Source organism: Metabacillus mangrovi (genome assembly GCF_009711125.1).
Taxonomy (GTDB): Bacteria; Bacillota; Bacilli; order Bacillales; family Bacillaceae; genus Metabacillus_B; species Metabacillus_B mangrovi.
In genome coordinates, this window is sequence record NZ_WMIB01000008.1 from 83,995 (window position 1) to 109,435 (window position 25,441).

The 25,441-nt window shown below is 48.1% G+C and carries 24 protein-coding genes and 1 pseudogene; all 25 read left to right on the plus strand.

Annotated elements, in window-relative coordinates; genetic code table 11:
* The first annotated feature begins 489 nt into the window (after nucleotides 1-489).
* The 25 genes and pseudogenes from uvrB (at nucleotide 490) to GKZ89_RS10265 (ending at nucleotide 25,411) form a co-directional block, all read left to right on the plus strand.
* Nucleotides 490-2,469 (plus strand): excinuclease ABC subunit UvrB, encoded by a 1,980-nt coding sequence (uvrB, locus tag GKZ89_RS10145; RefSeq protein WP_162356691.1) that lies wholly within the window; start codon nucleotides 490-492, stop codon nucleotides 2,467-2,469.
* 7 nt (nucleotides 2,470-2,476) lie between these two features.
* A complete protein-coding gene (gene uvrA, locus GKZ89_RS10150) occupies nucleotides 2,477-5,350 on the plus strand; it encodes an excinuclease ABC subunit UvrA (RefSeq protein WP_155112295.1) in 2,874 nt (957 codons plus the stop codon).
* A 437-nt stretch (nucleotides 5,351-5,787) separates the two neighbouring features.
* Nucleotides 5,788-6,099: a magnetosome magnetite crystal formation protein family gene (locus GKZ89_RS10155; RefSeq protein WP_155112296.1), complete on the plus strand. Its 312-nt coding sequence runs from the start codon at nucleotides 5,788-5,790 to the stop codon at nucleotides 6,097-6,099.
* Between the two features lie 64 nt (nucleotides 6,100-6,163).
* Complete coding sequence (locus GKZ89_RS21490) at nucleotides 6,164-7,276, plus strand: DUF4097 family beta strand repeat-containing protein (RefSeq protein WP_155112297.1); 1,113 nt, start codon at nucleotides 6,164-6,166, stop codon at nucleotides 7,274-7,276.
* A gap of 6 nt (nucleotides 7,277-7,282) precedes the next feature.
* Complete coding sequence (locus tag GKZ89_RS10165) at nucleotides 7,283-7,486, plus strand: PspC domain-containing protein (protein ID WP_155112344.1); 204 nt, start codon at nucleotides 7,283-7,285, stop codon at nucleotides 7,484-7,486.
* Nucleotides 7,479-7,844, plus strand: coding sequence for a phage holin family protein (locus GKZ89_RS10170; RefSeq protein WP_162356693.1), 366 nt, complete (start codon nucleotides 7,479-7,481; stop codon nucleotides 7,842-7,844). The genes GKZ89_RS10165 and GKZ89_RS10170 overlap by 8 nt, the downstream gene beginning before the upstream one ends.
* A gap of 251 nt (nucleotides 7,845-8,095) precedes the next feature.
* On the plus strand, nucleotides 8,096-8,956 hold the full coding sequence (locus GKZ89_RS10175) for a metallophosphoesterase (RefSeq protein ID WP_162356696.1): 861 nt from the start codon (nucleotides 8,096-8,098) through the stop codon (nucleotides 8,954-8,956).
* A 117-nt stretch (nucleotides 8,957-9,073) separates the two neighbouring features.
* Nucleotides 9,074-10,000 (plus strand): HPr(Ser) kinase/phosphatase, encoded by a 927-nt coding sequence (hprK, locus tag GKZ89_RS10180; protein ID WP_155112299.1) that lies wholly within the window; start codon nucleotides 9,074-9,076, stop codon nucleotides 9,998-10,000.
* 33 nt (nucleotides 10,001-10,033) lie between these two features.
* Entirely contained in the window at nucleotides 10,034-10,855 is an 822-nt protein-coding gene (lgt, locus tag GKZ89_RS10185; RefSeq protein ID WP_155112300.1) for a prolipoprotein diacylglyceryl transferase, read from the plus strand.
* Nucleotides 10,856-10,860: 5 nt separating this feature from the next.
* Nucleotides 10,861-11,820: a nucleoside recognition domain-containing protein gene (locus tag GKZ89_RS10190; protein ID WP_155112346.1), complete on the plus strand. Its 960-nt coding sequence runs from the start codon at nucleotides 10,861-10,863 to the stop codon at nucleotides 11,818-11,820.
* A complete protein-coding gene (ppaX, locus tag GKZ89_RS10195; protein ID WP_155112301.1) occupies nucleotides 11,795-12,436 on the plus strand; it encodes a pyrophosphatase PpaX in 642 nt (213 codons plus the stop codon). Before GKZ89_RS10190 ends, ppaX begins: the two co-directional genes overlap by 26 nt.
* Nucleotide 12,437: 1 nt before the next feature.
* Nucleotides 12,438-12,962 (plus strand): acyltransferase, encoded by a 525-nt coding sequence (locus tag GKZ89_RS10200; RefSeq protein WP_155112302.1) that lies wholly within the window; start codon nucleotides 12,438-12,440, stop codon nucleotides 12,960-12,962.
* A gap of 321 nt (nucleotides 12,963-13,283) precedes the next feature.
* Nucleotides 13,284-14,456: an ATP phosphoribosyltransferase regulatory subunit gene (locus GKZ89_RS10205; RefSeq protein WP_338324916.1), complete on the plus strand. Its 1,173-nt coding sequence runs from the start codon at nucleotides 13,284-13,286 to the stop codon at nucleotides 14,454-14,456.
* Entirely contained in the window at nucleotides 14,449-15,102 is a 654-nt protein-coding gene (gene hisG, locus GKZ89_RS10210; protein WP_155112304.1) for an ATP phosphoribosyltransferase, read from the plus strand. Before GKZ89_RS10205 ends, hisG begins: the two co-directional genes overlap by 8 nt.
* A pseudogene (hisD, locus tag GKZ89_RS10215) lies at nucleotides 15,083-16,291 on the plus strand (histidinol dehydrogenase); the annotation flags it as partial. The gene hisG and the pseudogene hisD, both read left to right, overlap by 20 nt.
* Before the next feature lie 6 nt (nucleotides 16,292-16,297).
* Nucleotides 16,298-16,882, plus strand: a complete 585-nt coding sequence (gene hisB / locus GKZ89_RS10220; RefSeq protein ID WP_162356706.1) for an imidazoleglycerol-phosphate dehydratase HisB — start codon at nucleotides 16,298-16,300, stop codon at nucleotides 16,880-16,882.
* A 1-nt stretch (nucleotide 16,883) separates the two neighbouring features.
* On the plus strand, nucleotides 16,884-17,501 hold the full coding sequence (hisH, locus tag GKZ89_RS10225; protein ID WP_155112306.1) for an imidazole glycerol phosphate synthase subunit HisH: 618 nt from the start codon (nucleotides 16,884-16,886) through the stop codon (nucleotides 17,499-17,501).
* Nucleotides 17,501-18,238, plus strand: a complete 738-nt coding sequence (hisA, locus tag GKZ89_RS10230; RefSeq protein ID WP_155112347.1) for a 1-(5-phosphoribosyl)-5-[(5-phosphoribosylamino)methylideneamino]imidazole-4-carboxamide isomerase — start codon at nucleotides 17,501-17,503, stop codon at nucleotides 18,236-18,238. The genes hisH and hisA overlap by 1 nt, the downstream gene beginning before the upstream one ends.
* The gene (gene hisF / locus GKZ89_RS10235; protein WP_155112307.1) at nucleotides 18,235-18,993 is read left to right on the plus strand and encodes an imidazole glycerol phosphate synthase subunit HisF; all 759 of its coding nucleotides are present in this window, start codon (nucleotides 18,235-18,237) and stop codon (nucleotides 18,991-18,993) included. The genes hisA and hisF overlap by 4 nt, the downstream gene beginning before the upstream one ends.
* Nucleotides 18,990-19,601 (plus strand): bifunctional phosphoribosyl-AMP cyclohydrolase/phosphoribosyl-ATP diphosphatase HisIE, encoded by a 612-nt coding sequence (gene hisIE / locus GKZ89_RS10240; RefSeq protein ID WP_155112308.1) that lies wholly within the window; start codon nucleotides 18,990-18,992, stop codon nucleotides 19,599-19,601. The genes hisF and hisIE overlap by 4 nt, the downstream gene beginning before the upstream one ends.
* A gap of 361 nt (nucleotides 19,602-19,962) precedes the next feature.
* Nucleotides 19,963-21,399 (plus strand): tetratricopeptide repeat protein, encoded by a 1,437-nt coding sequence (locus tag GKZ89_RS10245; RefSeq protein ID WP_338324918.1) that lies wholly within the window; start codon nucleotides 19,963-19,965, stop codon nucleotides 21,397-21,399.
* A gap of 148 nt (nucleotides 21,400-21,547) precedes the next feature.
* Complete coding sequence (gene trxB / locus GKZ89_RS10250) at nucleotides 21,548-22,498, plus strand: thioredoxin-disulfide reductase (RefSeq protein WP_155112310.1); 951 nt, start codon at nucleotides 21,548-21,550, stop codon at nucleotides 22,496-22,498.
* A 543-nt stretch (nucleotides 22,499-23,041) separates the two neighbouring features.
* On the plus strand, nucleotides 23,042-23,500 hold the full coding sequence (locus GKZ89_RS10255) for an 8-oxo-dGTP diphosphatase (RefSeq protein WP_155112311.1): 459 nt from the start codon (nucleotides 23,042-23,044) through the stop codon (nucleotides 23,498-23,500).
* Nucleotides 23,501-23,540: 40 nt separating this feature from the next.
* Complete coding sequence (gene rapZ, locus GKZ89_RS10260; RefSeq protein WP_155112312.1) at nucleotides 23,541-24,455, plus strand: RNase adapter RapZ; 915 nt, start codon at nucleotides 23,541-23,543, stop codon at nucleotides 24,453-24,455.
* Nucleotides 24,452-25,411 carry a uridine diphosphate-N-acetylglucosamine-binding protein YvcK gene (locus GKZ89_RS10265; RefSeq protein WP_162356708.1) on the plus strand — a complete coding sequence of 320 codons (960 nt, stop codon included), beginning with the start codon at nucleotides 24,452-24,454 and terminating at the stop codon, nucleotides 25,409-25,411. The genes rapZ and GKZ89_RS10265 overlap by 4 nt, the downstream gene beginning before the upstream one ends.
* Nucleotides 25,412-25,441: the final 30 nt, after the last annotated feature.

Genomic DNA, 25,441 nt, shown 5'->3' on the forward strand with positions numbered 1-25,441 from the left:
CGAAACCCAAGTAATACGAGCCGAACCAGTCCGTTAACGTGCCGCTCCACTCAAAGGACGTGCCAAAAAGTGGACTCAACGTACCAAACTGAATTTACGTGCTCAAACCCAAGTAATACCAGCCTAACCACCACCTATACGTGCCGTTCCACTCAATCTACGTGCCCAAAAAAGACCTCAACGTGCCAAACTGTCTTTACCTCCCAGGGTTTCAGCAGTTTCAAACTTCAATCCCTTGTTGCCTGCAAAACTAAATCCATCCTCCACCCCACATCTGGGTCTCAAACTTCCATTCTAAACCCATCCTCCTAACCGAATTTATCCTTTCCACGCATCCATCTTAATAAAAAAGATTGCAGTCATGGAAAAGCGGGAAAACTGTAGGATATGAATGAAGGATTTACAAACATTAGTTCGTATTCTTGGATTATTCCATTCTAAGTATGGTAAAATATAAACAATATTTTGTGCGAATTGGGGGTCAGTGGAGTGGAGCAGCAGTTTAATTTGGTATCGAAATACAAGCCAGAGGGAGACCAGCCCGCTGCCATTAAAAAGCTGGTTGAAGGAATTGCAGAGGGGAAGAAGCACCAGACGCTTCTTGGAGCTACCGGTACCGGTAAGACGTTTACCGTTTCCAATCTGATAAAAGAAGTGAATAAGCCTACCCTCGTGATTGCCCACAATAAAACGCTGGCAGGGCAGCTCTACAGCGAGTTCAAGGAGTTTTTCCCTGACAATGCAGTAGAGTATTTTGTCAGTTATTACGATTATTATCAGCCGGAGGCATATGTCCCCCAGACGGATACGTTCATTGAAAAGGATGCGAGCATCAATGACGAGATTGATAAGCTTCGCCACTCAGCTACCACTTCCCTTTTTGAACGCAGAGATGTCATTATCATTGCAAGTGTTTCGTGCATTTACGGTCTCGGTTCGCCGGAGGAGTATCAGGAGCTTGTTGTTTCGCTGCGGACAGGCATGGAGCTTGAGCGGAACCAGCTGCTCAGGAAGCTTGTCGATGTTCAATATGAGCGGAATGATATTGATTTTAAGCGCGGGACGTTCAGAGTGCGCGGAGATGTCGTCGAAATTTTTCCTGCTTCAAGGGATGAACACTGCATCCGGGTTGAATTCTTTGGTGATGAGATTGACCGGATCCGCGAGGTGGATGCCCTGACAGGAGAAATTCTTGGCGAACGCGAGCATGTTGCAATTTTCCCGGCTTCCCACTTCGTAACCCGTGAAGAAAAGATGAAGATTGCCATTGGGAACATCGAGAAAGAGCTGGATGAAGAACTGGTGAAAATGCGCGAAGCCGGCAAACTGCTTGAAGCCCAGAGGCTCGAACAGAGAACGAGATATGATCTGGAAATGATGAGGGAGATGGGATTCTGCTCCGGAATCGAAAACTATTCCAGGCACTTGACACTCCGGCCGCCAGGCTCCACTCCTTATACTTTGCTGGATTACTTTCCGGATGATTTTATGATTGTCATTGATGAGTCGCACGTTACTCTTCCGCAGGTCCGGGGAATGTTCAACGGGGACCAGGCCCGTAAGCAGGTTCTCGTTGATCATGGCTTCCGTCTGCCTTCTGCCAAGGACAACCGTCCACTGCGCTTTGATGAGTTCGAGAACCACATGACGAACATGATTTATGTATCGGCTACACCGGGGCCATATGAGATTGATCACACTCCTGAAATGATTGAACAGATTATCCGGCCGACCGGCCTTCTCGATCCTAATATCGAGGTCCGCCCGATTCAGGGGCAGATTGATGATTTGATCGGCGAAATCAATGCCAGAGTGGAACGAAATGAACGGGTGCTTGTCACGACCCTTACGAAAAAAATGTCTGAGGATCTGACCAATTACCTCCGGGAAATTGGCATTAAAGTTACGTATCTGCATTCTGAAATTAAGACACTTGAACGGATTGAGATTATCCGGGATCTGAGGCTTGGTAAGCATGACGTTCTGGTGGGGATCAACCTTTTAAGGGAAGGACTTGATATTCCGGAGGTTTCCCTTGTTGCCATCCTCGATGCCGATAAGGAAGGCTTTCTCCGCTCAGAGCGGTCCCTTATTCAGATTACCGGCCGTGCGGCAAGGAATTCGAACGGCCATGTGATCATGTATGCAGATAAAATAACCAACTCAATGGATGTAGCGATAAATGAAACAAAGCGCCGCCGCGAAATTCAGGAAGAATACAATAAAAAACATGGTATTACACCGACAACCATCCAGAAGGATATCCGCGATGTAATCCGGGCGACGATGGAAGCGGTGGACGAAGATACAGATCAAGCAGCACCGAAGCTTGCGAAGATGACGAAAAAAGAACGGGAAAAAGTCATCGCGCAAATGGAAACCGAAATGAAGGAAGCAGCAAAAGGACTCGACTTCGAGAGGGCTGCCGAGCTTCGTGACCTGCTAATTGAGCTTAAAGCGGAAGGATGACGAAAGTATGGCCAGTGAACATATTGTTGTAAAGGGAGCCAGGGCGCATAACCTGAAAAATATTGATGTTACGATTCCGCGCAATCAGCTTGTCGTCCTGACCGGACTGTCAGGATCCGGAAAATCATCTTTGGCATTTGATACAATTTATGCAGAAGGGCAGAGGCGTTATGTAGAATCGCTGTCTGCCTATGCAAGGCAATTTCTCGGACAGATGGACAAACCGGATGTGGATTCCATTGATGGTCTGTCTCCGGCCATCTCCATCGATCAAAAAACAACGAGCCGGAACCCGCGTTCCACTGTTGGTACTGTGACGGAGATCTATGACTATCTGCGCCTGCTGTATGCAAGGGTCGGCAGGCCTGTTTGTCCGAATCACGGAATCGAGATTAGTTCCCAGACGATCCAGCAGATGGTTGACCGGCTGATGGAATTCCCGGAGCGTACAAAAATGCAGGTCCTCGCACCGGTTGTTTCCGGAAGAAAAGGAACGCATGCCAAATCACTCGAAGATATTAAAAAACAGGGATACGTCAGGGTACGTGTTAACGGTGAGATGCTGGAGCTCTCAGAGGAGATTGTCCTCGAAAAGAATAAAAAGCATTCTATTGAAGTTGTTATTGACCGGATTGTTATAAAAGAAGGGATCGAAGCACGGCTGAGTGATTCCCTTGAAGCTGCTCTTGCCCTTGGTGAAGGTAGAGTCATGATTGATGTAATCGGGGAAGAAGAGCTTCTTTTCAGTGAGCACCACGCCTGCCCGTATTGCGGATTTTCGATTGGAGAGCTGGAACCGAGAATGTTCTCGTTCAACAGTCCTTTCGGTGCCTGCTCAGCCTGTGATGGGCTTGGGTCTAAGCTGGAAGTGGATTATGAACTGGTCGTTCCGAATAAGCACCTGACCCTCAAGCAGCATGCGATTGCACCATGGGAGCCGACGAGTTCCCAGTATTATCCACAGCTGCTGGACGCAGTGTGCAGCCATTATGGAATTGAGACGAACGTTCCCGTAAAGGATCTTCCGAAAAACCAGCTGGATAAAATTTTATACGGAAGCGGGAAGGACGAAATATACTTCCGCTATGAAAATGATTTCGGACAGGTCAGAGAAAGCTATATTAAGTTTGAAGGTGTTATGAAAAATATTGAGCGCCGCTATCGCGAGACAAGCTCTGATTACATCCGAGAACAGATGGAGAAATACATGGCCCAGCAGCCATGTCCGACTTGCAAAGGATACAGGCTGAAAAAAGAAACACTCGCCGTGAAAATTGATGGCCGCCATGTAGGGGAAACCACTTCTCTTTCTGTTCACGCAGCGCACGATTTCTTTAAGCATCTGCAGCTGACAGAAAAAGAGATGAAGATTGCCAACCTTATTTTAAGAGAAATCTGTGAACGACTGAGTTTTCTTATAAATGTAGGCCTGGATTATCTGACGTTAAACCGCTCAGCCGGCTCTCTTTCAGGAGGCGAGGCACAGAGAATCCGGCTTGCTACTCAAATCGGCTCCAAGCTGACAGGCGTGCTGTATATTTTGGATGAGCCTTCCATCGGACTCCACCAGCGGGATAATGATCGTCTGATTGAAACGCTTCAGAATATGAGAGACATCGGCAATACGCTCATTGTCGTCGAGCATGATGAGGATACGATGCTTGCTGCCGATTATCTCATTGATATTGGCCCGGGAGCAGGTGTTCACGGCGGAAATGTCATTTCCGCCGGTACACCGAAGGAAGTGATGGAAGATGAAGCCTCCCTGACAGGGAAGTATTTGTCTGGAAAGAAATTTATTCCGCTTCCTCTGGAAAGAAGAAAACCGGATGGCCGCTTTATTGAAATCAAAGGGGCGCAGGAAAACAACTTGAAGGATGTTTCGGTGAAATTTCCGCTCGGTATGTTTATCGCCGTTACCGGTGTTTCCGGATCCGGGAAAAGTACACTCGTAAATGAAATACTCCATAAATCCCTTGCCCAGAGGCTGCATAAAGCAAAAACAAAGCCGGGTGAGCATAAAGAGATCCTTGGCATCGATCATCTGGATAAAGTCATTGACATCGACCAGTCACCGATCGGCCGGACACCACGGTCCAATCCTGCTACGTATACAGGTGTATTTGATGATATCCGAGATGTCTTTGCTTCTACGAACGAGGCGAAGGTGCGCGGCTATAAAAAAGGCCGCTTCAGCTTTAATGTGAAGGGCGGCCGTTGTGAAGCGTGCCGGGGAGACGGAATTATCAAAATTGAGATGCACTTCCTGCCGGATGTCTACGTGCCATGTGAGGTATGCCACGGGAAGCGGTATAACCGGGAAACACTTGAAGTGAAATATAAAGGGAAAAACATTTCCGATATTCTGGAGATGACCGTTGAGGACGCCCTGGATTTCTTTGAAAACATTCCGAAGATCCACCGTAAAATGCAGACGGTATACGACGTTGGGCTCGGCTATATTACGCTCGGTCAGCCGGCGACTACTCTATCCGGAGGGGAAGCACAGCGAGTGAAGCTTGCTTCTGAACTGCACAGGCGTTCCACTGGACGTTCGCTCTACATCCTTGATGAACCGACGACAGGTCTCCACGTTGACGACATTGCAAGGCTCCTTAAGGTGCTGCAGCGTCTCGTTGAAAATGGAGATACAGTTCTGGTCATCGAGCATAATCTGGATGTCATAAAAGCAGCCGATTATCTTGTAGACCTCGGGCCGGAAGGAGGCAGCGGAGGCGGCCAGATCATTGCTTCCGGATCGCCGGAAAAAGTGATGGAGGACCAAGGCTCCTACACAGGCCGCTATCTAAAGCCAATTATTGAACGCGAGCGCAAGCGGATGGAAGAGCTGGTGAAAGAAAAAGAAGCGGCTGTTAAGTGACGGATGAATAAAACCCCCAAGATGGCAGATCTCCATTTGGGGGTTTTCCTGTTTAAAACGGCAGTCGGAGCGTTAGCTTATACTCAGTCAAGCTTCCAGCGCTTTTGCTAGGCGGGAACCTTCCACGTTCAGGTGTTTGCTGCGATTCTCCCTATCTCCCTTTTAACCAAATTATTCCGTTTCCATGCGTTAAGAAATCGCATAGCCTAATACAATATAAATACTGGGCTATATTGAAACAGCATTCTGTCGGACATACGGGCTCGGTGGGCATGCACAGGCCAATCAGAGGGGAAGAGGGATAGGAGGAAAGGCGGAGATCCCGCTAGAGAGAGGATATTTGGTTCAGTAAGAAGGCTGCTTTTTGTGATGCCGGGCTAAAAACTTGAAACCCTGCTTCTTCTCATTCGTATCAATTTAAAAGGAGATGTTCAATCATGCATTCTGACCGGATTATTTCTTCCCTGTGCTATTTCAGTGTGTTGTTTGCTCCGTTTTTACTACCTATCGTGGTTTATTTTGTTACCGAAGATTATGAAACAAAGAGGCACGCGAAGGCATCGCTTCTCTCCCATCTTGTACCGGTGATTTCGATTTTCCTGTACTTCTTTGTTTTTCTGGGAGCGGCTGCTTCCGGAAGTGAGTGGATTGGCGGGATTGCTGTAGTTGGCGGAATGCTGCTGCTGCTTGGTGTAAACGCCGCTGTATTCATCTGGAATCTGGTAAAAGGAATCAAGCTTTTAACATAAAGGGATGGTACACGAAAATCACGAATAAGGTGATAGTAGGCTGAAGGGATAAGGAGGAGTTAAAGTGAAAGAAGAACGCAGAAGAATTCTCAAGCTCGTGGAGGAAGGCAAGCTTTCTGTCGAAGAGGCTTTGTCCCTCATTGAAAAGCTCGATCAGGAGAAGGAAAGCCACGAAAAGAACTGGGCTTCGTTCTCACCTTCCATTTTGCTAAAGAAAGAGGAGAAGGAAACGGAAAATCCTTCTTCAGAAGGAGCTCAGTACGGGCAGGGGAAAACAGCTTCCAAACTGATGAACTGGATTGATACGGCCGTAAAGAAAGTAAAGGAGCTGGATCTTGATCTAGCCATCGGAAGTTCATTTGATGTGCCGCATGTGTTCCAGTTCAGCGGAGAAGGGATGAATGAGTGGGATATTCAAATCGTAAACGGTCATGTGGATTTTAAACCGTGGTCAGGCGATGAAGTCCGGATTGAATGTGATGCGAAGGTCTTTCAGACAGAGAGTGAACTGGAAGCGAAAGAAGCATTCTTGAAAAACTTTTATTGTGAAATGGAAGGAAGCAAGCTGAAGGTTGCGTGCGAAAAAAAATCTATGAAAGCGAATGTCCTCGTTTATTTGCCTGACCGGGCCTATGATTCTGGAAAAGTTAAACTGTTTAGCGGCCCGATTAGAGGGGAACAGCTAACTATAAAGGATTTTAAAGCAAAGACGGCCAACGGTATGATCTCATTAACCGGGATGGCCGGCAGTAAAGCGGAACTTGAAACGGCAAACGGACAAATTAAATGTTCAGGTCATCGATTCGAAACGCTTGAAGCGGAAACCATTCATGGGATGATCGATGTCAGTGGAACAGGCAAAAAACTCGACCTTCAAAGCTTCAACGGTAAAATCATGCTTAACGCGGCGGATCCTGAATGCAGAACCATACATTGCAGTGCTGCCACTGGCAGCGTCGAGATTTCCATTCCGCGTGATGTAAAAACGAGCGGAGAGCTTAAAACGAATCTTGGCTCACTGCACTGCTATCTGGATGCTCTTGAAATTACAGCAGAGAAGCATGATTCGATTGCGAAAGAACTGCGTTTCCGTTCGAATGAAGCTTCAGAAGGTGGACTGTCCGTATTTGCCGATTCGAAAACAGGTTCTGTTGTCTTAAAGCATAAGGAGAGGTGAATCTTGATGAAGAAACTAGTCAAATCTACTACAAACAAAAAAATTGCAGGTGTATTAGGAGGCATAGCTGACCGCTACGGCTTTAATGCGAATGTGCTGCGTATTGCATATGTACTGGCGGCTCTCTTTACAGCCGGATTGCCATTCGTGATTGTGTACGCAGTCCTTGCGATGGTTCTGCCAAAAGAAAGCGGTCCGTACGGTGCTTAGATGGGTTGCGAGCATTCTCATCAATGCGGTTATATTGATGGTCTGCGCGCTCCTTTTTAAAGAAAATTTCCAGCTCGCCGGGATCTGGGCTGCTGTATTGGCAAGTCTCGTCCTTTCAATTGTAAATTTCCTGATCAAACCGTTCCTTGTGTTGCTTACTCTTCCGGTAACGGTCCTGACCCTGGGGCTTTTTCTTTTTGTGATTAATGCGATTACGCTGATGATCACTCAGGCGCTGCTCGGCGATTCATTTAACATCAGCGGGTTCGGAACCGCATTATTAGCCTCTATCGTCATTTCCCTTCTGCATCTGGTCGTGCAAAAAGGAGTGCTTCAGCCGATGAGAGAGAACAAATAGGAACTGTCCGTTGAAGTTCAGTTCTGCTGATTTCCTAATAAAGCTGTCAAATCAGACGGTGTGCTTCCATTCTGCAGGGCATCTTGAAGTGCTGTTTTCCCTGCAGGAGTTAAGCACCTCAATCGTATTGAATAAAAAGCAAAACCCCCGGACATTTCCGGGGGTTTTTTCGCTTCATTTCCCTAACCGGACCGCTCCTTTTTTCTCATGGTTTTCATCTAATGGGGAATGATAACGGTCAGGTGATGACGATGAGATACATGAGGGCTGGTCTAATTGCAACGGTTATTGTTGTTTTAACGGCGGCTCCGTTTAAAGGCCATGCCGATGAGGGCTTTTCTTTTGTTTGGATGAGTGATACCCAGTATTATGCGAAGGATTACCCGGAAATCCTGATGAGCCAGATGAACTGGATTTTGAAAAACAGGTCAACTCAGCGCCATTCGTATCTTGTGCATACAGGGGACCTCGTCCATAATCCAAATCAGTTTGCACAGTGGGAAAGGAATCACATCGCATTCAGCAAGCTGGATCAGCAGGGGTTTGCTTATGGGCTGCTGCCGGGAAATCATGATTTCAAGCAAGAAGAGGGGCTTCAGCCGTACTACCGCTTTTTTGGAGAGCACCGCTTTAAGGAAAAGCCCTTTTATAAGGGGGCGTTTCTCGATAATTGCGGCCATTATGACGAAGCCGGAGGCAGGCTTTTCGTATACATGGGCTGGTGCAGTGCCGGAAAGAAAGAATTGGACTGGATGAATACAGTGCTTAAAGAAAACCAGGATAAAGAAGCAGTGCTGGCTGTCCATGATTATCTGACCTTTCGCGGTACGAGGAGCTACAATGGAGAAAAGATTTACCGGCAAGTCGTTGTACCGAACCCGAATGTGAAGCTCGTATTAAGCGGCCATTATTACGGGGAGGCCGCAAAAACGGATCGGCCCCAAGAGGGGAGAATCGTCCATCAGCTGATGGCGAACTACCAGGGTTTTCCTCAGGGAGGGGGCGGATACATGAAAGTGATTCAATGGAGACAGGATGAGCTGGTGGTTCGGACCTATTCGCCTTATTTGAATAAAGAGCGTGAAAAACCGTATACGCTGAAATATAAATGACCTTCTTGTGATGAGAAGGTTTTTTAATGACCTTCTGAAAGACTATATCCTCATGGGCAAAAGTGCTAAAATGAAAGAAGATTTTACAAAAGCGGTTTCTTAGAAGGGGGATTTATGATGCCTAAGGTTCGTACGAAGGACATTATGGACAAATTTAAAATGGAACTGATCAGCGGAGAAGAAGGAATTAACAGGCCGATAACGACAAGTGACCTTTCCCGTCCAGGCCTTGAAATAGCCGGATATTTTGCCTATTATCCGAAGGAACGTGTTCAAATACTCGGAAAAACGGAGCTGTCTTTTTTTGAGAAGCTGGGCCGGTTCGAGAAAGAAGAGCGGATGGCCGGGCTGTGCAGTCCGATCACACCGGCAATCCTCGTTTCGAGAGAAATGGATATTCCGCAGGAGCTCGTTGATGCATCTGAAAAAACCGGAGTACCCGTTCTGCGGTCCAATATGAAAACAACCAGGCTGTCCAGCCATCTGACGAACTTTCTTGAAAGCCGTCTTGCTCCAACGACAGCCGTTCACGGCGTGCTTGTGGATATTTACGGTGTCGGTGTGCTGATCATTGGGAAAAGCGGGGTCGGAAAAAGTGAAACGGCTCTCGAACTTGTGAAACGGGGCCATCGCCTGGTAGCGGATGACTGCGTGGAAATCAGGCAGGAGGACCAGAATACGCTGATCGGAAATGCTCCGGAATTGATCGAGCATCTACTTGAGATCCGCGGACTCGGCATTATTGATGTGATGACTCTTTTCGGTGCAGGTGCAGTCCGCAGCAATAAACGGATTACACTCGTCATTGACCTTGAAACATGGGATCCAAAGAAGCAGTACGACCGTCTCGGTCTGGAAGAGGAGACGATGAAGATTATCGATACGGATATCCAGAAGCTCACCGTTCCAGTTCGTCCGGGCCGAAACTTGGCCGTCATCATCGAAGTGGCAGCCATGAATTTCCGCTTGAAGCGAATGGGGCTAAATGCAGCTGAACAATTTACAACAAAGCTTGCTGATGTAATCGAAGAAGGAGACCGTTAAAAATTTCAGCTGTAGAAAGAGGAGTGGAAAGATATGCTAGCAGCAATTCAGCCGATTAACCCTATAGCCATTGAACTTGGCGGGCTTCAGGTTCACTGGTACGGCGTTATCATCGGACTTGGAGCTCTTCTCGGACTGTGGATTGCGGTCAGGGAAAGCATCCGGCGCGGGATGCATAAAGATACATTTGTCGATTTGGTTCTGTTTGCCATTCCGATTGCCATCATTTGTGCCCGGCTCTATTATGTTGCGTTTCAATGGGACTACTATTCACAGAACCCGGCGATGATCCCGCAAATCTGGCAGGGAGGGCTCGCCATTCATGGAGGCTTGATTGGAGCTGTCGCAACAGGGGTTATTTTTGCCAGGGTAAAAAAAATATCGTTCTGGAAGCTTGCTGATATCGCTGCACCAAGTATTATTCTTGGTCAGGCCATCGGCCGCTGGGGAAATTTTATCAACCAGGAAGCATTTGGAGGGCCGGTAACAAGGGGATTTCTTGAAGGTCTTTTCATTCCAGAATTTATTATTAACCAAATGTACATAGACGGCCAGTACTATCATCCAACCTTTCTCTATGAGTCACTCTGGAACTTTGCAGGCTTTGCCCTTCTTATCTTCCTCAGAAGAGTGAACTTAAAAAGAGGCGAATTGTTTCTCTCCTATGTGATCTGGTATTCCATCGGCCGCTATTTTATCGAAGGCATGAGAACCGACAGTCTGATGCTCACGGCCGATTTGCGGATTGCCCAGGTGATTTCGATTGTATTGATTCTGATTGCCGCAGGACTTATCTTTTACCGCCGAAAGAGCGGACTCGCAAACAAGAGATACTTAGATTCCGATAAGGAGTGATTCAACTGAAGGCGAGCTTGGAAAAAGGCTTTAAAGCGGGGCTTTCTACGACGTGGACTCTTGGAAAAGTCATTTTCCCCGTCACGCTGCTCGTAGGAATTCTGCGCTACACCCCTGTCTTGGACTGGATCATTCAGGTGATTACACCGTTAATGGGTCTCATTGGACTTCGCGGTGAGGCGGCCATTCCGCTTGTCCTTGGGAATTTCCTCAATTTATATGCTGGAATTGCCGGGATTCTGACCTTGGATCTAACGGTGAAAGAGGTTTTTATCCTCGCCGTGATGCTTTCTTTTTCCCATAATCTGATCATTGAATCGACAGTTGCCGCAAAAGTAGGCCTCAAGCTATGGCTCATTCTTCTCGTCCGGATCGGCCTTGCTGTCATTTCGGCGGCGGTCATCAACCTTGTATGGCAGGGAGGCGGGGAACTGGCGCAATATGGGTTTATCTCAAAGGGAGAAAGTGTTCCGGATGGCTGGGGTGAAATTCTGCTGGATGCTGTTGGTAAAGGGGTTCTTGGCATCGTTCAGCTGGCGGCCATCGTGATCCCGCTTATGATTATTATGCAATTTATGAAAGACTTTGGCTGGCTGCACGTTTTCTCCCGATGGATGGCACCGGTAACCCGTTTTCTGGGAATGAAGGAAAACACATCCATGACACTAGTGGCCGGTCTCACGATCGGGCTTGCTTATGGAGCCGGTGTGATGATCCAGGCAGTCAAAGAAGACGGCGTCAGCTACAGGGATTTGACGCTGGCTTTCATTTTCCTTGTGTCCTGCCATGCGGTCGTAGAAGATACACTGATCTTTGTGCCGCTCGGAATCCCGGTCCTCCCGCTCTTCATCATTCGGGTCGTCACAGCAGTACTTCTTACCATACTTGTAGCCAAGCTTTGGAAACAGCCCGATTCTTCAGCAAGAAAGGAACCTGCAAATGAAAAGAACTACCATTCTGTTTGATTTGGACGGAACATTGATTAATACGAACGAGCTCATCATTGAGTCCTTTTTGCATACCCTGCATCATTACAAGCCGGGTGAATACAGCCGGGAAAAAGTGCTGCCATTCATCGGGCCTACCCTTTATGAGACCTTTAACAGCGTTCATCCGGAAAAAGCAGATGAAATGGTCAAGGTGTACAGGAAATTCAACCATGAGCAGCATGATGCACTCGTAACAGAATTCGCTACCGTGTATGAAACGGTGGAGAAGCTTCATGCTGCCGGATATAAGCTCGGGATTGTCACGACCAAAATCCGTGATACGGTAAACATGGGCTTAAAACTCACCAAGCTTGACCGCTTTTTTGATGTCGTTGTGACCCTCGATGATGTAGAGCATGCGAAGCCGCATCCGGAGCCGGTATTGAAAGCTCTGAACTTGCTCGGCTCAAAGCCTGAAGAGGCCATCATGGTAGGAGATAATCATCATGACATTGAAGCAGGTCAAAATGCCGGAACAATGACAGCCGGGGTGGCCTGGACGATTAAAGGGAGAGAATACCTTGCTTCCTATCACCCAGATGTAATGCTTGAGCAGATGAGTGATCTGCTTCCTGTCGTTGGAGTGGAATAGCATGCGAAGAACAGTAAGGTATCCGGTCGAAGGAGCCAATTCACTCTGGCATATATACAAAACCGTTCCTTTCTGGAAGGTGACCCGGAATTTTATCGTCATTCAAATAGCCCGCTACACTCCTTTTCTTTCAATGAAAAATTGGCTGTACCGGACGTTCCTCGGTGTGCAGGTCGGCAAGCAGACTTCCTTTGCGCTGATGGTCATGCTGGACATCATGTTTCCTGAAAAAATTAAAGTAGGGCGCAACACAGTGATCGGCTACAATACAACGATCCTGGCCCACGAATATTTAATCAAGGAATACCGCTTGGGTGATGTCATCATCGGGGATGAAGTCATGGTTGGCGCAAATACTACCATCCTTCCGGGAGTTGTAATCGGTGACGGTGCGATCGTGTCAGCCGGCACCCTCGTACACAAGGATGTCCCGGCTGGTGCATTTGCCGGCGGCAACCCCATGCAGATCATCTATACAAAAGAAGAGATGGAAAAACGGGCACACATTGAACCCGCTGGACAGTAAACAGTCCGGCGGGTTTTTTCTTATGCTGAATCAATGCCGGACAGGGATTCAGTATAAATTGCGAATTCAGCATATGGAGATGCAATGAGGATTCAGCATAAATTCCGGAAGTTCAGCATAAGCGGTGAGGATTCCTTCAAAACAGCGCAGCGGCTGCACAGCAATATCCGACAGGGAGGTTGATTCTTTCGGTAATAAGGGAAGTATACCGGTAGGACAAAGAACTTTTTCTTGATGAGATACCTTTAATTTGTTAGCATGGTAATATATTAGCGAGATAAAGGATTTGGAACATTTACATAAAACGGGGGTGCAGAAGCGGTGTTTATGTTTGAAAAACCTCTTGGAATGAGAGATACGCTGCCGGCTCTTTATAAAACTAAAAGAGCGCTAAGGGATAAAGTGATGAAGGAAATCAGCGGCTGGGGCTATGATTTTATGGAGACCCCTGCCTTGGAATATTATGAAACAGTTGGTGTACAGTCGGCTATTTTAGATCAGCAGCTTTTTAAACTGCTGGATCAGCAGGGGAAAACCCTTGTTCTGCGGCCGGATATGACTGCTCCGATTGCGAGGGTGGCGGCTTCAAGGATTCAGCAGCCATTTCCGCTCAGGCTTTCTTATCAGGCAAATGTCTTCAGAGCCCAGCAGCGCGAAGGCGGGCGTCCTGCAGAATTCGAACAGATCGGCGTCGAATTGATCGGAGATGACTCAATCAGTGCGGATGCAGAAGCCATCTCCCTGATGATTTCTGCTCTTAAGGCGGCGGGGCTGGAAAATTTCAGAGTAGCAGTGGGGCATATCGGCTTTGCGGATGCGCTTTTCAAAGAAATTCTCGGAAACCAGGAAAGAGCAGATAAACTTAGACGTTTTTTATATGAGAAAAATTATGTCGGTTACCGCGAGCATGTGAAATCACTGTCCTTGTCCTCCATTGATAAGGAACGTCTCCTTGCTTTCCTGACTCTGAGAGGGGAACCTGCCAAGATGGAGCAGGCCCTCTCCATATGCGAATCCGAGGATTGCAGAAAAGCGATCGATGAATTGAACAGGCTTTGGGAGATGCTCGAAGCATTCGGAGCAGCCGGCCATGTAAAGCTTGATTTAAATATTGTCAGCCATATGAGCTACTATTCCGGAATTCTGTTTGAAGTGTATTCGGATAAAGCCGGATTTCCGCTTGGCAATGGGGGCCGGTACAACGGGCTGATGGAAAAGTTCAACCAGCCTGCTCCAGCTACAGGCTTCGGTCTTCAGCTTGACCGCCTGCTTGAGGCGCTGGCTCCGGCAGAAAAAGCAGAGGAGAAGCAGTGCGTGATCTATTCCCAGGAACGGATGAAGGAAGCGGCTGAGTACGCCGGAAATCTAAGGGCGGATGGAAAAATGGCCGTTCTCCAGAATCTCTCCGGCATCCGTGATGTAGATGCTTTTACGAAGCAGTTTGAAGAGGTTGCTTATTTCATCGGTTCAAAGAGAGGTGCTTCAGATGAATAATGTGCTGACCATTGCGATGCCGAAGGGCAGAATTTTTGAAGAAGCCGCAGAGCTTCTCAGGGAAGCAGGCTATAAGCTTCCGCCTGAACTGGATGACAGCCGGAAGCTCATTCTGGATATTCCAGAAGAAAATCTCCGTTTCTTCCTGGCAAAGCCTATGGATGTTTCAACCTATGTCGAGCATGGCGTCGCAGATGCCGGAATTGCAGGCAAGGACGTCCTTCTCGAGGAAGAGCGGGATGTTTATGAGGTGCTTGACCTGCAAATCAGCAGCTGCTATCTCGCCGTTGCCGGTCTTCCTGATCATCCGATGAGTGATGTGGCACCAAGAATTGCAACCAAGTATCCGAACATTGCCTCGAGCTATTTCCGGGAGCAGGGAGAACAGGTCGAAATCATTAAATTAAACGGATCGATTGAGCTTGCTCCCATGATCGGGCTTGCGGACCGGATCGTCGATATTGTATCAACAGGACGGACATTGAAGGAAAACGGGCTTATTGAGTACGAACAGATCTGTGACGTGACGTCCAGGCTGATCGTGAACCCGGTCAGCTACCGGATGAAGGATCTTCAAATCGATGAGCTGGCAGAACGGCTCTCTAAAGCAGTGAGCAGCAGGCAGGGAGGGAAAACGGTTGGTTAAGGAAATTATTGAAGCGGTCAGGCAGCAGGGCGACACTGCGCTGAGAGATTATACAGAACGCTTTGACGGGGTCCGGCTTGAGTCTTTGCGTGCAACACCTGAAGAAATAGAGGAAGCCTACAAGGAAATCAGTGATTCTTTGCTTGCCGTTATAAGGGAAGCGATTGAAAATATCCGTCTGTTCCACAGCAAGCAGAAGCGCGATTCCTGGTTTATGACCAATCCGGATGGAACCGTGCTTGGCCAGAAAGTGACGCCGCTTGATTCTGCAGGTGTTTATGTACCGGGAGGAACGGCTGCTTATCCGTCGTCCGTCCTGATGAATGTTATACCGGCACAGACCGCCGGGGTAGAACGGATTGCCATGGTATCGCCTCCTTCTAAAGAAGGCAAGCTGCCGGCAGGTGTACTGGTTGCCGCAAATGAGCTAGGAGTGACCGAAATCTACAAAGTTGGCGGAGCCCAGGCTGTTGCTGCCCTCGCTTACGGTACGGAAACCATCCCGCCGGTCGATAAGATCGTAGGTCCGGGCAACATTTACGTGGCCACTGCCAAACGGGAAGTCTTCGGGGACGTGGACATTGATATGATTGCCGGTCCGAGTGAAATTGCTGTTGTGGCAGACGAGACAGCGAGGGCGAACGAAGCCGCAGCGGACATGCTTTCCCAGGCAGAGCATGATCCGCTCTCAAAAAGCGTTTTGATCACGACTTCCGCAGCTTTTGCTGAAAAGGTAAAACATGAGGTCGAGAGGCAGCTGGAGGATTTACCCCGTAAAGAGATCGCGGAAGCTTCAATTAGGCAGAACGCTCAGTTTCTTGTGGCCGCATCAAAGGAAGAAGCTGTAAAAATGGTCAACGACATGGCACCCGAGCATTTGGAATTGCTTGTCGACAACCCTTTTGAGTGGCTTGGCTCCATTAAACACGCAGGTGCTATTTTCCTCGGCCGATACAGTTCAGAACCGGTAGGCGATTATTTTGCAGGGCCGAACCATGTCCTTCCGACAAGCGGGACTGCCCGGTTCTCAAGTCCGTTAAATGTAGATGATTTCACAAAAAAATCAAGCGTTATTTATTATAGTAGAGAAGCTTTTGAACAGCATGCCGGCAAGATTGCAGAATTTGCCCGCTATGAAGGGCTCGAAGCCCATGCCCGTGCAATAGAAGAACGGTTGAAGGAGGAATAGCAGGTGGTGAGAAAGTCAGCGATCGAACGAAATACAAATGAAACGCAAATCAGCCTTGAGCTAAATATAGACGGGGAAGGGCAGTCAAAGCTTGAAACCGGTGTTCCTTTCATGAGCCATATGCTGGACCTGTTTGCGAAGCACGGCCAGTTTGACCTTACCGTTCAGGCAACAGGTGATACCGAAGTGGACGATCATCATACGACAGAAGACATCGGAATCTGTCTTGGACAGGTTTTCCGTGAGGCGCTTGGGGATAAAAGGGGCATCAAACGGTACGGCTCAGCGATCGTTCCGATGGATGAGGCGCTTGCCCAGGTTGTCGTAGATCTGAGCAACCGCCCTCACTTTGAAATGAAGGGAAGCCTCCCCTCTGCAAAAGTCGGAACGTTCGATACGGAGCTTGTGCATGAATTTCTATGGAAGCTTGCCCTCGAGGCCCGAATCAATCTTCATGTGATCATCCATTACGGCTACAACACCCACCACATCATAGAAGCGGTGTTTAAAGCTTTGGCGCGCGCATTGGATGAAGCTTCAACAATTGATCCGCGTATTAAAGGAGTGCCGTCCACGAAAGGAATGCTGTAAAATGATCGGAATCATCGACTATGGGATGGGCAATATTTTCAGCGTCCGAAAAGCACTTGAACGGATGGAAGTGCCGTACTTTGTTTCAGGGCTCAGGGATGAATTGAAGGAGGCGGACGGCTACCTGCTTCCGGGTGTTGGTGCATTTCGCGATGCTATGCAAAACCTGCATGCAGCGGGTCTTGCCGATTTTATAAAGGATGAAGCAGCAGCCGGAAAACCGCTTCTTGGAATTTGCCTCGGTATGCAGCTGCTGTTTGATGAAAGTGAAGAAAACGGCCGGACGAAAGGTCTTGGGCTCCTGAAGGGAAAGGTTCTCAGAATACCGGAGGGGAAACTGAAAGTCCCGCATATGGGCTGGAATCAGCTGCAGGTCCACAACGGATCTTTTTTGCTGGAGGATCTTGAAAAGCAGTACGCTTACTTCGTGCATTCCTACTACGTGAAGGCTGAAGAGCAGGAGACTGTTCTTGCCAGTGCAGGGTACGGGGTAGATGTACCTGCTGTAGTAGGCAGAGGAAACGTATTCGGCACGCAGTTCCACCCTGAAAAAAGCAGCGCAGCAGGGCTTGCAATTTTAAAGCGGTTTTCTGAAAAAGTGAAGGAGGGCTCTGAGTGATGAAGCCATTCGTTTTATATCCAGCCATTGATATGAGAGACGGCAAATGTGTGAGACTCATTCAAGGCGATTACAATCAGGAGACCATTTATGGTGATTCCCCATTTGAAATGGCTGAGCAGTTTGCACAGGATGGAGCAGAATGGATCCACATGGTCGACCTTGATGGGGCGAAAGCAGGCAGACCTGTGAACAATGAACCTGTCCTGAAGGCAGCCCGTGAACTGAAGGCGAACATTCAAATTGGCGGAGGCATCCGGAACGCAGCGGATGTGGAACTCTATCTGGAACACGGAGTCAGCCGGGTCATTCTCGGAAGCTCAGCCATCACCGATCCTGATTTTGTAAAAGACATGCTCAGGCAGTACGGGGAGAAAATCGCAATAGGTTTGGATGCAAAGGATGGGTATGTATCCACGGAAGGGTGGCTCCAAACCTCGACAGTAAAGGCTGCCGATCTTGGACAGGAGCTTGCCGGGCACGGAGCAGAAACGTTTATTTTCACAGACATCGCAACAGACGGGATGCTGTCCGGACCGAATACAGAATCCACTGCAGCGATTGCACGGGCAACAGGCAAATCCGTGATCGCTTCAGGAGGAGTCAGTTCGATTGAAGATCTGCTTTCGCTGAGAGAGCATCAGCAGGACGGGGTTTCCGGAGCCATCATCGGAAAAGCTCTTTACACGAAGCGGTTCACACTTCAAGATGCATTAAAGCAGGTGACAGATAAATGATTACAAAACGCATTATTCCCTGCCTGGATGTAAAGGAAGGCCGGGTCGTGAAAGGTGTCCAGTTCGTTGAGCTCAGAGATGCGGGCGATCCTGTGGAACTGGCGAAATTTTATGATGAAGAGGGTGCAGACGAGCTTGTTTTTCTGGACATCTCCGCATCGCATGAAGGACGGAAAACCATGATTGAGGTCGTTGAGCAGACAGCGGCTGAGCTCGCGATTCCCTTTACGGTCGGCGGCGGGATTAACAGTCTTGAAGATATGAAGGCAATCCTTCGTGCCGGAGCTGATAAAGTTTCTGTGAATACCGCAGCCCTCCTCAACCCTCATCTCATTTCCGAAGGGGCTCTTTATTTTGGGTCCCAATGCATAGTAACCGCCATTGATGCTAAGTATGATGAAGCGCTCGGCAGCTACCGGGTCTACACACACGGCGGCCGTAAGCCGACTGAATGGAAGGCCGTTGACTGGGCGAAGGAAGCAGTGAAGCGGGGGACCGGGGAAATCCTGCTCACAAGCATGGATCAGGACGGGGCAAAAAATGGTTTTGAGCTGGAGCTGACCCGCCAGATCAGTGAAGCGGTCTCCGTACCGGTCATCGCCTCGGGCGGTGCCGGGAACGCTGATCACTTTTACGATGCGTTTACTGAAGGCAAAGCAGATGCAGCACTCGCGGCATCGATTTTTCACTATAAAGAGACGTCCGTTAAGGAAGTCAAAGACCGCTTAAAAGGCAGAGGAGTGAACATCAGATGAATGCAGACGAAATAAAATTTGACGAAAAAGGCCTTGTACCTGCCATCGTTCAGGACGCTGTCAGCAAAGAGGTACTGACGCTCGCCTATATGAACAAGGAATCACTAGGAAAAACGATTGAGAGCGGTGAAACATGGTTCTACAGCCGGTCACGCAGTGAGCTCTGGCATAAAGGAGCGACCTCGGGCAACACACAGGCTGTTACAGAACTGCGTTATGACTGTGATCAGGATGCCATTTTAGTGCAGGTTGTGCCAAACGGTCCTGCCTGCCATACCGGAGCCTACTCCTGTTTTAAAAAAGCAGAAGCAGAGCGGGAGATCCAAAATCCATATGCCATCCTCGGTGAACTGGAAAGAGTGATTGCTGAGCGGGATGCCGAACGTCCGGAAGGATCCTACACCACGTATCTGCTGACAGAAGGCGTCGATAAAATCCTTAAAAAAGTGGGCGAAGAAGCATCTGAAGTCATCATCGCCGCCAAAAACAGAAGCCATGACGAACTGAAATGGGAAGCAGCAGACCTTCTCTTCCACCTGCTCGTCCTTCTGAGAGAACAAAACCTGCCATTCAGCGAAGTGCTGAATGCACTGGAAGAACGGAAATAGAAAAAACCAGGCCGGAGCGCCTGGTTTTTTCTATTCCGCGCTGCTGAAAGACGGTAATGTGGCAATTCGACAACGTAATTGAGCAATTCGACAATCAAAGTGAGCAATTCGACAACGAAGATGTGCAATTCGACAATAGGAGTGTGCGATCCGGAAGCCAGCTGTGAAATACGGGCCAGCCTTAACGGTTTACGTGCCAACTTCGTACATATACGGTCCATCTGACAATTAGCGACACACTCCGCCTGCCTTCTGAACGGTCAAAAGGAAATTTATACCCAAATGGCGCTCCGCTCTATTGTGTACGGCCTGAGTTATGGTATACTAACGTACGGTTAAACGTATGAAATGGAGGATATCCGTGGGAAAACAACTATTTGATCGACAGCAAAAAGCGCAGGTTGTTCCCTTTTTTCAAAACGGTTCGTATTACTACCGGAGAGCGATGAAAGCCTACCGGATGGAGCGCAATTTGGAAAGAGCGAGCAAGCTTTTAAAGCGGGCTGCGGCACTTGAGCCTGATAACCCCATTTTTTTATCCCAGCTTGCCATGATCTACACTGAAATGGGAAATTACCAGGAATCCAATGAAATTTTATCCGTCATTCTTGAGAGAGTGGATCCGGATATGACGGATTGCCATTATTTCATGGCGAATAATTATGCGCACCTCGGCTTGTTCCATCAGGCTCATAAATGTGCAGCAGCCTATTCAGAAAAAGCTCCGGATGGAGATTTTATAGAAGATAACGAAGAGTTGCTCGAGCTACTCATGATTGAAGGGGAGGATGAAGACCCTTCCTTTGGAGATTCCGACGAGCTGATCATTAAGCAGGAGACGGCAAGGTCCCTCCTCGAAAACGGAAAGCTGGATGAGGCCATTGCCCTTTTGCATGAAATCATCGAAGAGTTTCCGGAATTTTGGTCTGCCTACAATAATTTATCCTTAGCGTACTTTTATTCAGGAGATGTGGAAAAAGCGAAGCATTATCTGGAGCTTGTCCTTGAACTGAACGAAGGAAATCTTCATGCGCTCTGCAATCTGCTTGTGTTTTATTACTATGAGCGACGTGATGCTCAAGTGAAGAAGCTGACCGACCAGCTTTCGTCTGTCCATCCGATTATGATTGAGCACCGGTATAAGCTCGGCGCAACGTTTGCGCTGACCGGAAAATACGACCTTGCTTTTAAATGGCTCAGATCTCTTCAGAGACAGGGGTTTGAAGGCGATGATACGTTTTATTACTGGCTGGCCTACTCTGCCTGGAATCTTGGACATGAGGATCTGGCGAGAACAGCATGGAACCGTGTCGTGCAGGAAAATCCATCAAAAGCCGGTTCTGAGCCATGGCTGCAGACGAAGCCGCTGAAGGCCATGACGCTGAAGGAGCGAATGACGCTCATCTATCTCGCGTCCCAATCAAATCAGCTGGAGGAAATCCGGCATCATCATGCGCTGAGGCCGCAATCGGAGCTTGAGAAGGAATTTTTGAAGCAATCGCTTCTTCCGGGGGCAAAACCGGATGGCGCAGGGGCCTGCTTGTTTACTGCAGCAGCTGCGCTTGGAGAAAACCTTGATTGTGCAGATGAAGGGGTCTTCCTTTCGTTTTTTGAAGTGATGCTGAAAGCCCATTCGGCTAAACATGATTTGAGGAATACTTCGGCCTGGGCAGCGTCCGTTTTCTATATGATCAATGAGAAGAACGGAACCCGGGTTACAAAAGCCGAAACAGCTCGTGCCTTTGGTATTTCGGCCGCGACGCTGACTAAGTATGAAAAGCTCATAAAATCATTATAAAACCGGAAAAAACGCATGCATTCGCTGCTGCGCTTTTTTTCTGAGCAAAAATATAGCACGTTTTTTTATTATTTAATAGGATGATACTAAGGGATAATCATTCGAATCAATGGATAAAATCGGATTCAGAGTAAGGAGTGGAAGATCAATGACAGAAGAAAAAATTTATGATGTAATTATAGCCGGAGCCGGTCCTGCTGGCTTGACTGCTGCTGTTTATACATCCAGGGCGAATCTTTCCACGCTGATGATTGAGCGCGGTGTTCCTGGCGGACAGATGGCCAATACAGAGGACGTAGAGAACTATCCCGGATTTGACCATATATTGGGGCCGGAGCTTTCAACTAAAATGTTCGAGCATGCGAAGCAGTTCGGTGCGGAATATGCTTACGGCGATATAAAAGGCATAGAGGACGGAGAAGAATACAAGATCGTACGCGCAGGCAGCAAGGAATATAAAACCCGTGCAGTCATTATTGCGACAGGCGCCGAGTACAAGAAACTGAATGTACCGGGTGAAAAAGAGCTTGGAGGACGCGGAGTATCCTACTGTGCCGTCTGTGACGGAGCTTTCTTTAAAAACAAAGAGCTTGTTGTAGTCGGCGGAGGCGATTCTGCAGTCGAAGAGGGCGTCTATCTGACACGCTTTGCTTCAAAAGTGACAATTGTCCACAGACGGGATGAGCTGAGAGCGCAGAAAATCCTTCAGCAGCGCGCCTTTGACAATGATAAAATTGAGTTTATCTGGAACCATACGGTAAAAGAAATTCATGAAGAAGGCGGAAAAGTCGGCGGAGCCACGCTTGTGAACACAAAAACAGGCGAAGAATCCAACTTCAATGCAGACGGTGTATTCATTTACATCGGGCTGGTGCCGCTATCAACTCCGTTCGAAAACTTAAGAATCACGAACGAAAACGGCTATATCGAAACGAACGAGCAAATGCAGACGAAAGTTCCTGGAATTTTTGCAGCCGGTGATATCCGCGAGAAAACATTGCGCCAGATCGTCACGGCTACCGGAGACGGAAGCATCGCTGCGCAAGCTGCCCAGCACTACATCGAAGAGCTGCAGGAAAAGCTTAAAGCGTTAAAGTAAAAACGTAATTATGTTTTAACCATGTTGTAACACGTGTGAAACAAAGATGGGGTAACATATAAATAGTAATTGACCCCCTTTTATAAATAATTTTTTTAGAGCGCAGGTGCCCTTTCCTGCGCTCCTTTTTTTTGCTGAAAAAAAGCTAAAGTATCTGACCTGTACAATATCAGCGTACAAAAGCTCCGGCGTCTCTTTCAGACCGTTTCTGTGCAATGGCTCACAGAATTAGACCAGTCCTCCTCAGCTTAAAACCTGGAGGGCACTGGCCCCGTGCCAGTCCCGACATTCTATTCCGGACTAAAGCTCCGGGCCCGATTCCTCCATCCCTTCTGTACCAAAGGATTTCAGTGTCGAGTCTTCATCCGCGCATCCGTTAGAGCGATGCTGAACTGATTCCCGCTATCCCCGCATATTAACTTGCAATCAGGCAAAACCAAAATGTGAACGCAGGTCGGCAGGAGTTGTTCATTGTGGCAAAAGAACATAAATAGTATAATTAAGTGAATGAAATCTGGCTCTTGTACAGCGAGGTGAAAGACATTGCAGCGTGTAACAAACTGTGTGCTGAAAAAGGACGGAAAAGTTCTCCTTCTGCAGAAACCGCGGCGCGGATGGTGGGTCGCCCCCGGAGGAAAAATGGAGCAGGGTGAATCACTGAAAGACTCTGTGATCCGTGAATACCGGGAGGAAACAGGCATATATTTAAAAAATCCAGTCATTAAAGGAATTTTTACGTTCCTCATTAAAGAAGGCAATGAAATCATCTCGGAATGGATGATGTTCACATTTTCCGCAGAGGATTACAGCGGCAAACATGTCGACGAGTCAGAAGAAGGCAGGATTGTCTGGCACGATGAAGAAGCTTTGGCCGATTTGCCGATGGCTCCCGGCGACCATCACATCCTGGATTTTATGCTGAAGGGATCAGGTGTCATTTATGGCACGTTTACGTATACAAAGGATTTTGAACTGCTGAGCTACAGGCTCGATCCCCAATAAATTAGACCCTTATCGCTGAAGGGGGAGGAGGAAATTCCGGATGGAAGTGACAAGCCGCAACACGGAACAGGACCAAAGCACTTATTCAGACATTCAGATGGTCATCATTACCGGAATGTCCGGGGCAGGCAAGACCGTTGCCATTCAAAGCTTTGAGGATTTAGGCTTTTTTTGTGTAGACAATCTGCCGCCTACGCTTCTTCCGAAATTTCTTGAGCTGATGAAGGAATCTGGATCAAAGATGAATAAGGTGGCTCTGGTCATGGATTTAAGGGGAAGGGAGTTTTTTGACAGCCTGCTTCAGGCGCTGGATGAAATCGGTGACTCCGCATGGATAACACCTCAAATCCTCTTCCTTGATGCTAAGGATTCAACGCTCGTCACAAGATACAAAGAGACGCGGCGGTCACACCCTCTTGCATCAACCGGTCTTCCGCTTGAAGGGATCCAGATTGAAAGAGAACTTCTTGAGGAATTGAAGGGCCGCGCCCAGATCATCTATGATACTTCTGATTTGAAGCCGCGTGAACTGCGTGAGAAAATCCTTAAGCAGTTTTCTGCAGCAGAGGAGCAGACATTCACTGTTAATGTCATGTCCTTTGGTTTTAAATACGGGATCCCCATCGATGCGGATCTGGTTTTCGATGTCCGCTTTTTGCCAAACCCTCATTACATTGAACATATGAGGCTGAAAACCGGCCTTGAGGAAGAAGTTTCTTCCTATGTCCTGAAATGGAACGAAACCTCCAAATTTCTGGAGAAGGTTCTGGATCTGCTTACTTTTATGCTTCCCTATTACAAACGTGAAGGAAAAAGCCAGCTTGTCATTGCAATTGGCTGTACAGGAGGCCAGCACCGCTCAGTTACACTGGCAGAACATATTGCGGGTTACTATAAAAAGGAATATAAAGCCCATGTGTCCCACCGCGATATAGAAAGAAGAAGCAGGAAATAGACGTGCAGCCGAAGATCGTTATTATCGGCGGAGGAACGGGGCTTTCCGTTTTGCTGCGCGGGCTTAAAGTATATCCTGTGGATATAACGGCCATCGTAACGGTAGCAGATGACGGAGGAAGCTCTGGGCGCCTCCGGGATGAACTGAAAATCCCACCTCCTGGGGATATCCGCAATGTGCTGGCAGCTCTTTCAGATGTAGAGCCTCTTGTTGAGGAGCTGTTTCAGCACCGCTTCAATAAAGGCGACAGCCTGACCGGCCATTCGCTTGGCAATCTCATCCTTGCCGCCATGACGAACATAACCGGTGATTTCACACATGCGATTAAAGAAATGAGCAAGGTTCTGAATGTCAGAGGAAGGGTTCTTCCTGCCGCAAACAGCAGTGTTATGCTGCATGCGGAAATGGAAGACCGTTCTGTTGTATCCGGGGAATCGAAAATACCCGCTTCCGAGAAAAAAATCAAGCGGGTATTTCTGACACCCGAAGATATTGACCCTCTCCCTGAAACGATTGAAGCTATTCAGGAAGCTGACTTGATTATCCTCGGGCCGGGAAGCCTGTATACGAGTATCCTGCCTAATCTGCTTGTGCCGAAGATCGGACAGGAAGTTTGCAGGGCGAAGGCCAAAAAAGTATATATCTGCAATGTAATGACCCAGCCGGGTGAAACGCTTGGCTATAAAGCAAGCGACCACATAAAAGCCCTGTATGATCATATGCATTGCGCTTTTATCGACACAATACTGGTAAACGCGGACAGCATCCCGGATCTCATCAGGCAGCGCTATGCAGCTGAGCTTGCCCAGCCTGTGCAGGCAGATCTCGAAGAGCTTGAGCAGCTTGGTTTGTCCGTGATCCATGATTTGCTCATTACAGATGACCGTGACGTCATCAGGCATGATACGAACAAAGTCGCCGGGCTGCTTTACGGGATTTTACAGGAATCCATCTAAAGCAAACGCGTGCGCAGTGGAAATGGAGGT

Coding starts and splice junctions, on each gene's coding strand:
- uvrA (WP_155112295.1), top strand. CDS start 2,477: ATGGCCAGTGAACATATTGTTGTAAAGGGAGCCAGGGCGCATAACCTG.
- GKZ89_RS10155 (WP_155112296.1), top strand. CDS start 5,788: ATGCATTCTGACCGGATTATTTCTTCCCTGTGCTATTTCAGTGTGTTG.
- GKZ89_RS10165 (WP_155112344.1), top strand. CDS start 7,283: ATGAAGAAACTAGTCAAATCTACTACAAACAAAAAAATTGCAGGTGTA.
- GKZ89_RS10175 (WP_162356696.1), top strand. CDS start 8,096: ATGAGATACATGAGGGCTGGTCTAATTGCAACGGTTATTGTTGTTTTA.
- hprK (WP_155112299.1), top strand. CDS start 9,074: ATGCCTAAGGTTCGTACGAAGGACATTATGGACAAATTTAAAATGGAA.
- lgt (WP_155112300.1), top strand. CDS start 10,034: ATGCTAGCAGCAATTCAGCCGATTAACCCTATAGCCATTGAACTTGGC.
- ppaX (WP_155112301.1), top strand. CDS start 11,795: ATGAAAAGAACTACCATTCTGTTTGATTTGGACGGAACATTGATTAAT.
- GKZ89_RS10200 (WP_155112302.1), top strand. CDS start 12,438: ATGCGAAGAACAGTAAGGTATCCGGTCGAAGGAGCCAATTCACTCTGG.
- hisG (WP_155112304.1), top strand. CDS start 14,449: ATGAATAATGTGCTGACCATTGCGATGCCGAAGGGCAGAATTTTTGAA.
- hisH (WP_155112306.1), top strand. CDS start 16,884: ATGATCGGAATCATCGACTATGGGATGGGCAATATTTTCAGCGTCCGA.
- hisA (WP_155112347.1), top strand. CDS start 17,501: ATGAAGCCATTCGTTTTATATCCAGCCATTGATATGAGAGACGGCAAA.
- hisF (WP_155112307.1), top strand. CDS start 18,235: ATGATTACAAAACGCATTATTCCCTGCCTGGATGTAAAGGAAGGCCGG.
- hisIE (WP_155112308.1), top strand. CDS start 18,990: ATGAATGCAGACGAAATAAAATTTGACGAAAAAGGCCTTGTACCTGCC.
- trxB (WP_155112310.1), top strand. CDS start 21,548: ATGACAGAAGAAAAAATTTATGATGTAATTATAGCCGGAGCCGGTCCT.
- rapZ (WP_155112312.1), top strand. CDS start 23,541: ATGGAAGTGACAAGCCGCAACACGGAACAGGACCAAAGCACTTATTCA.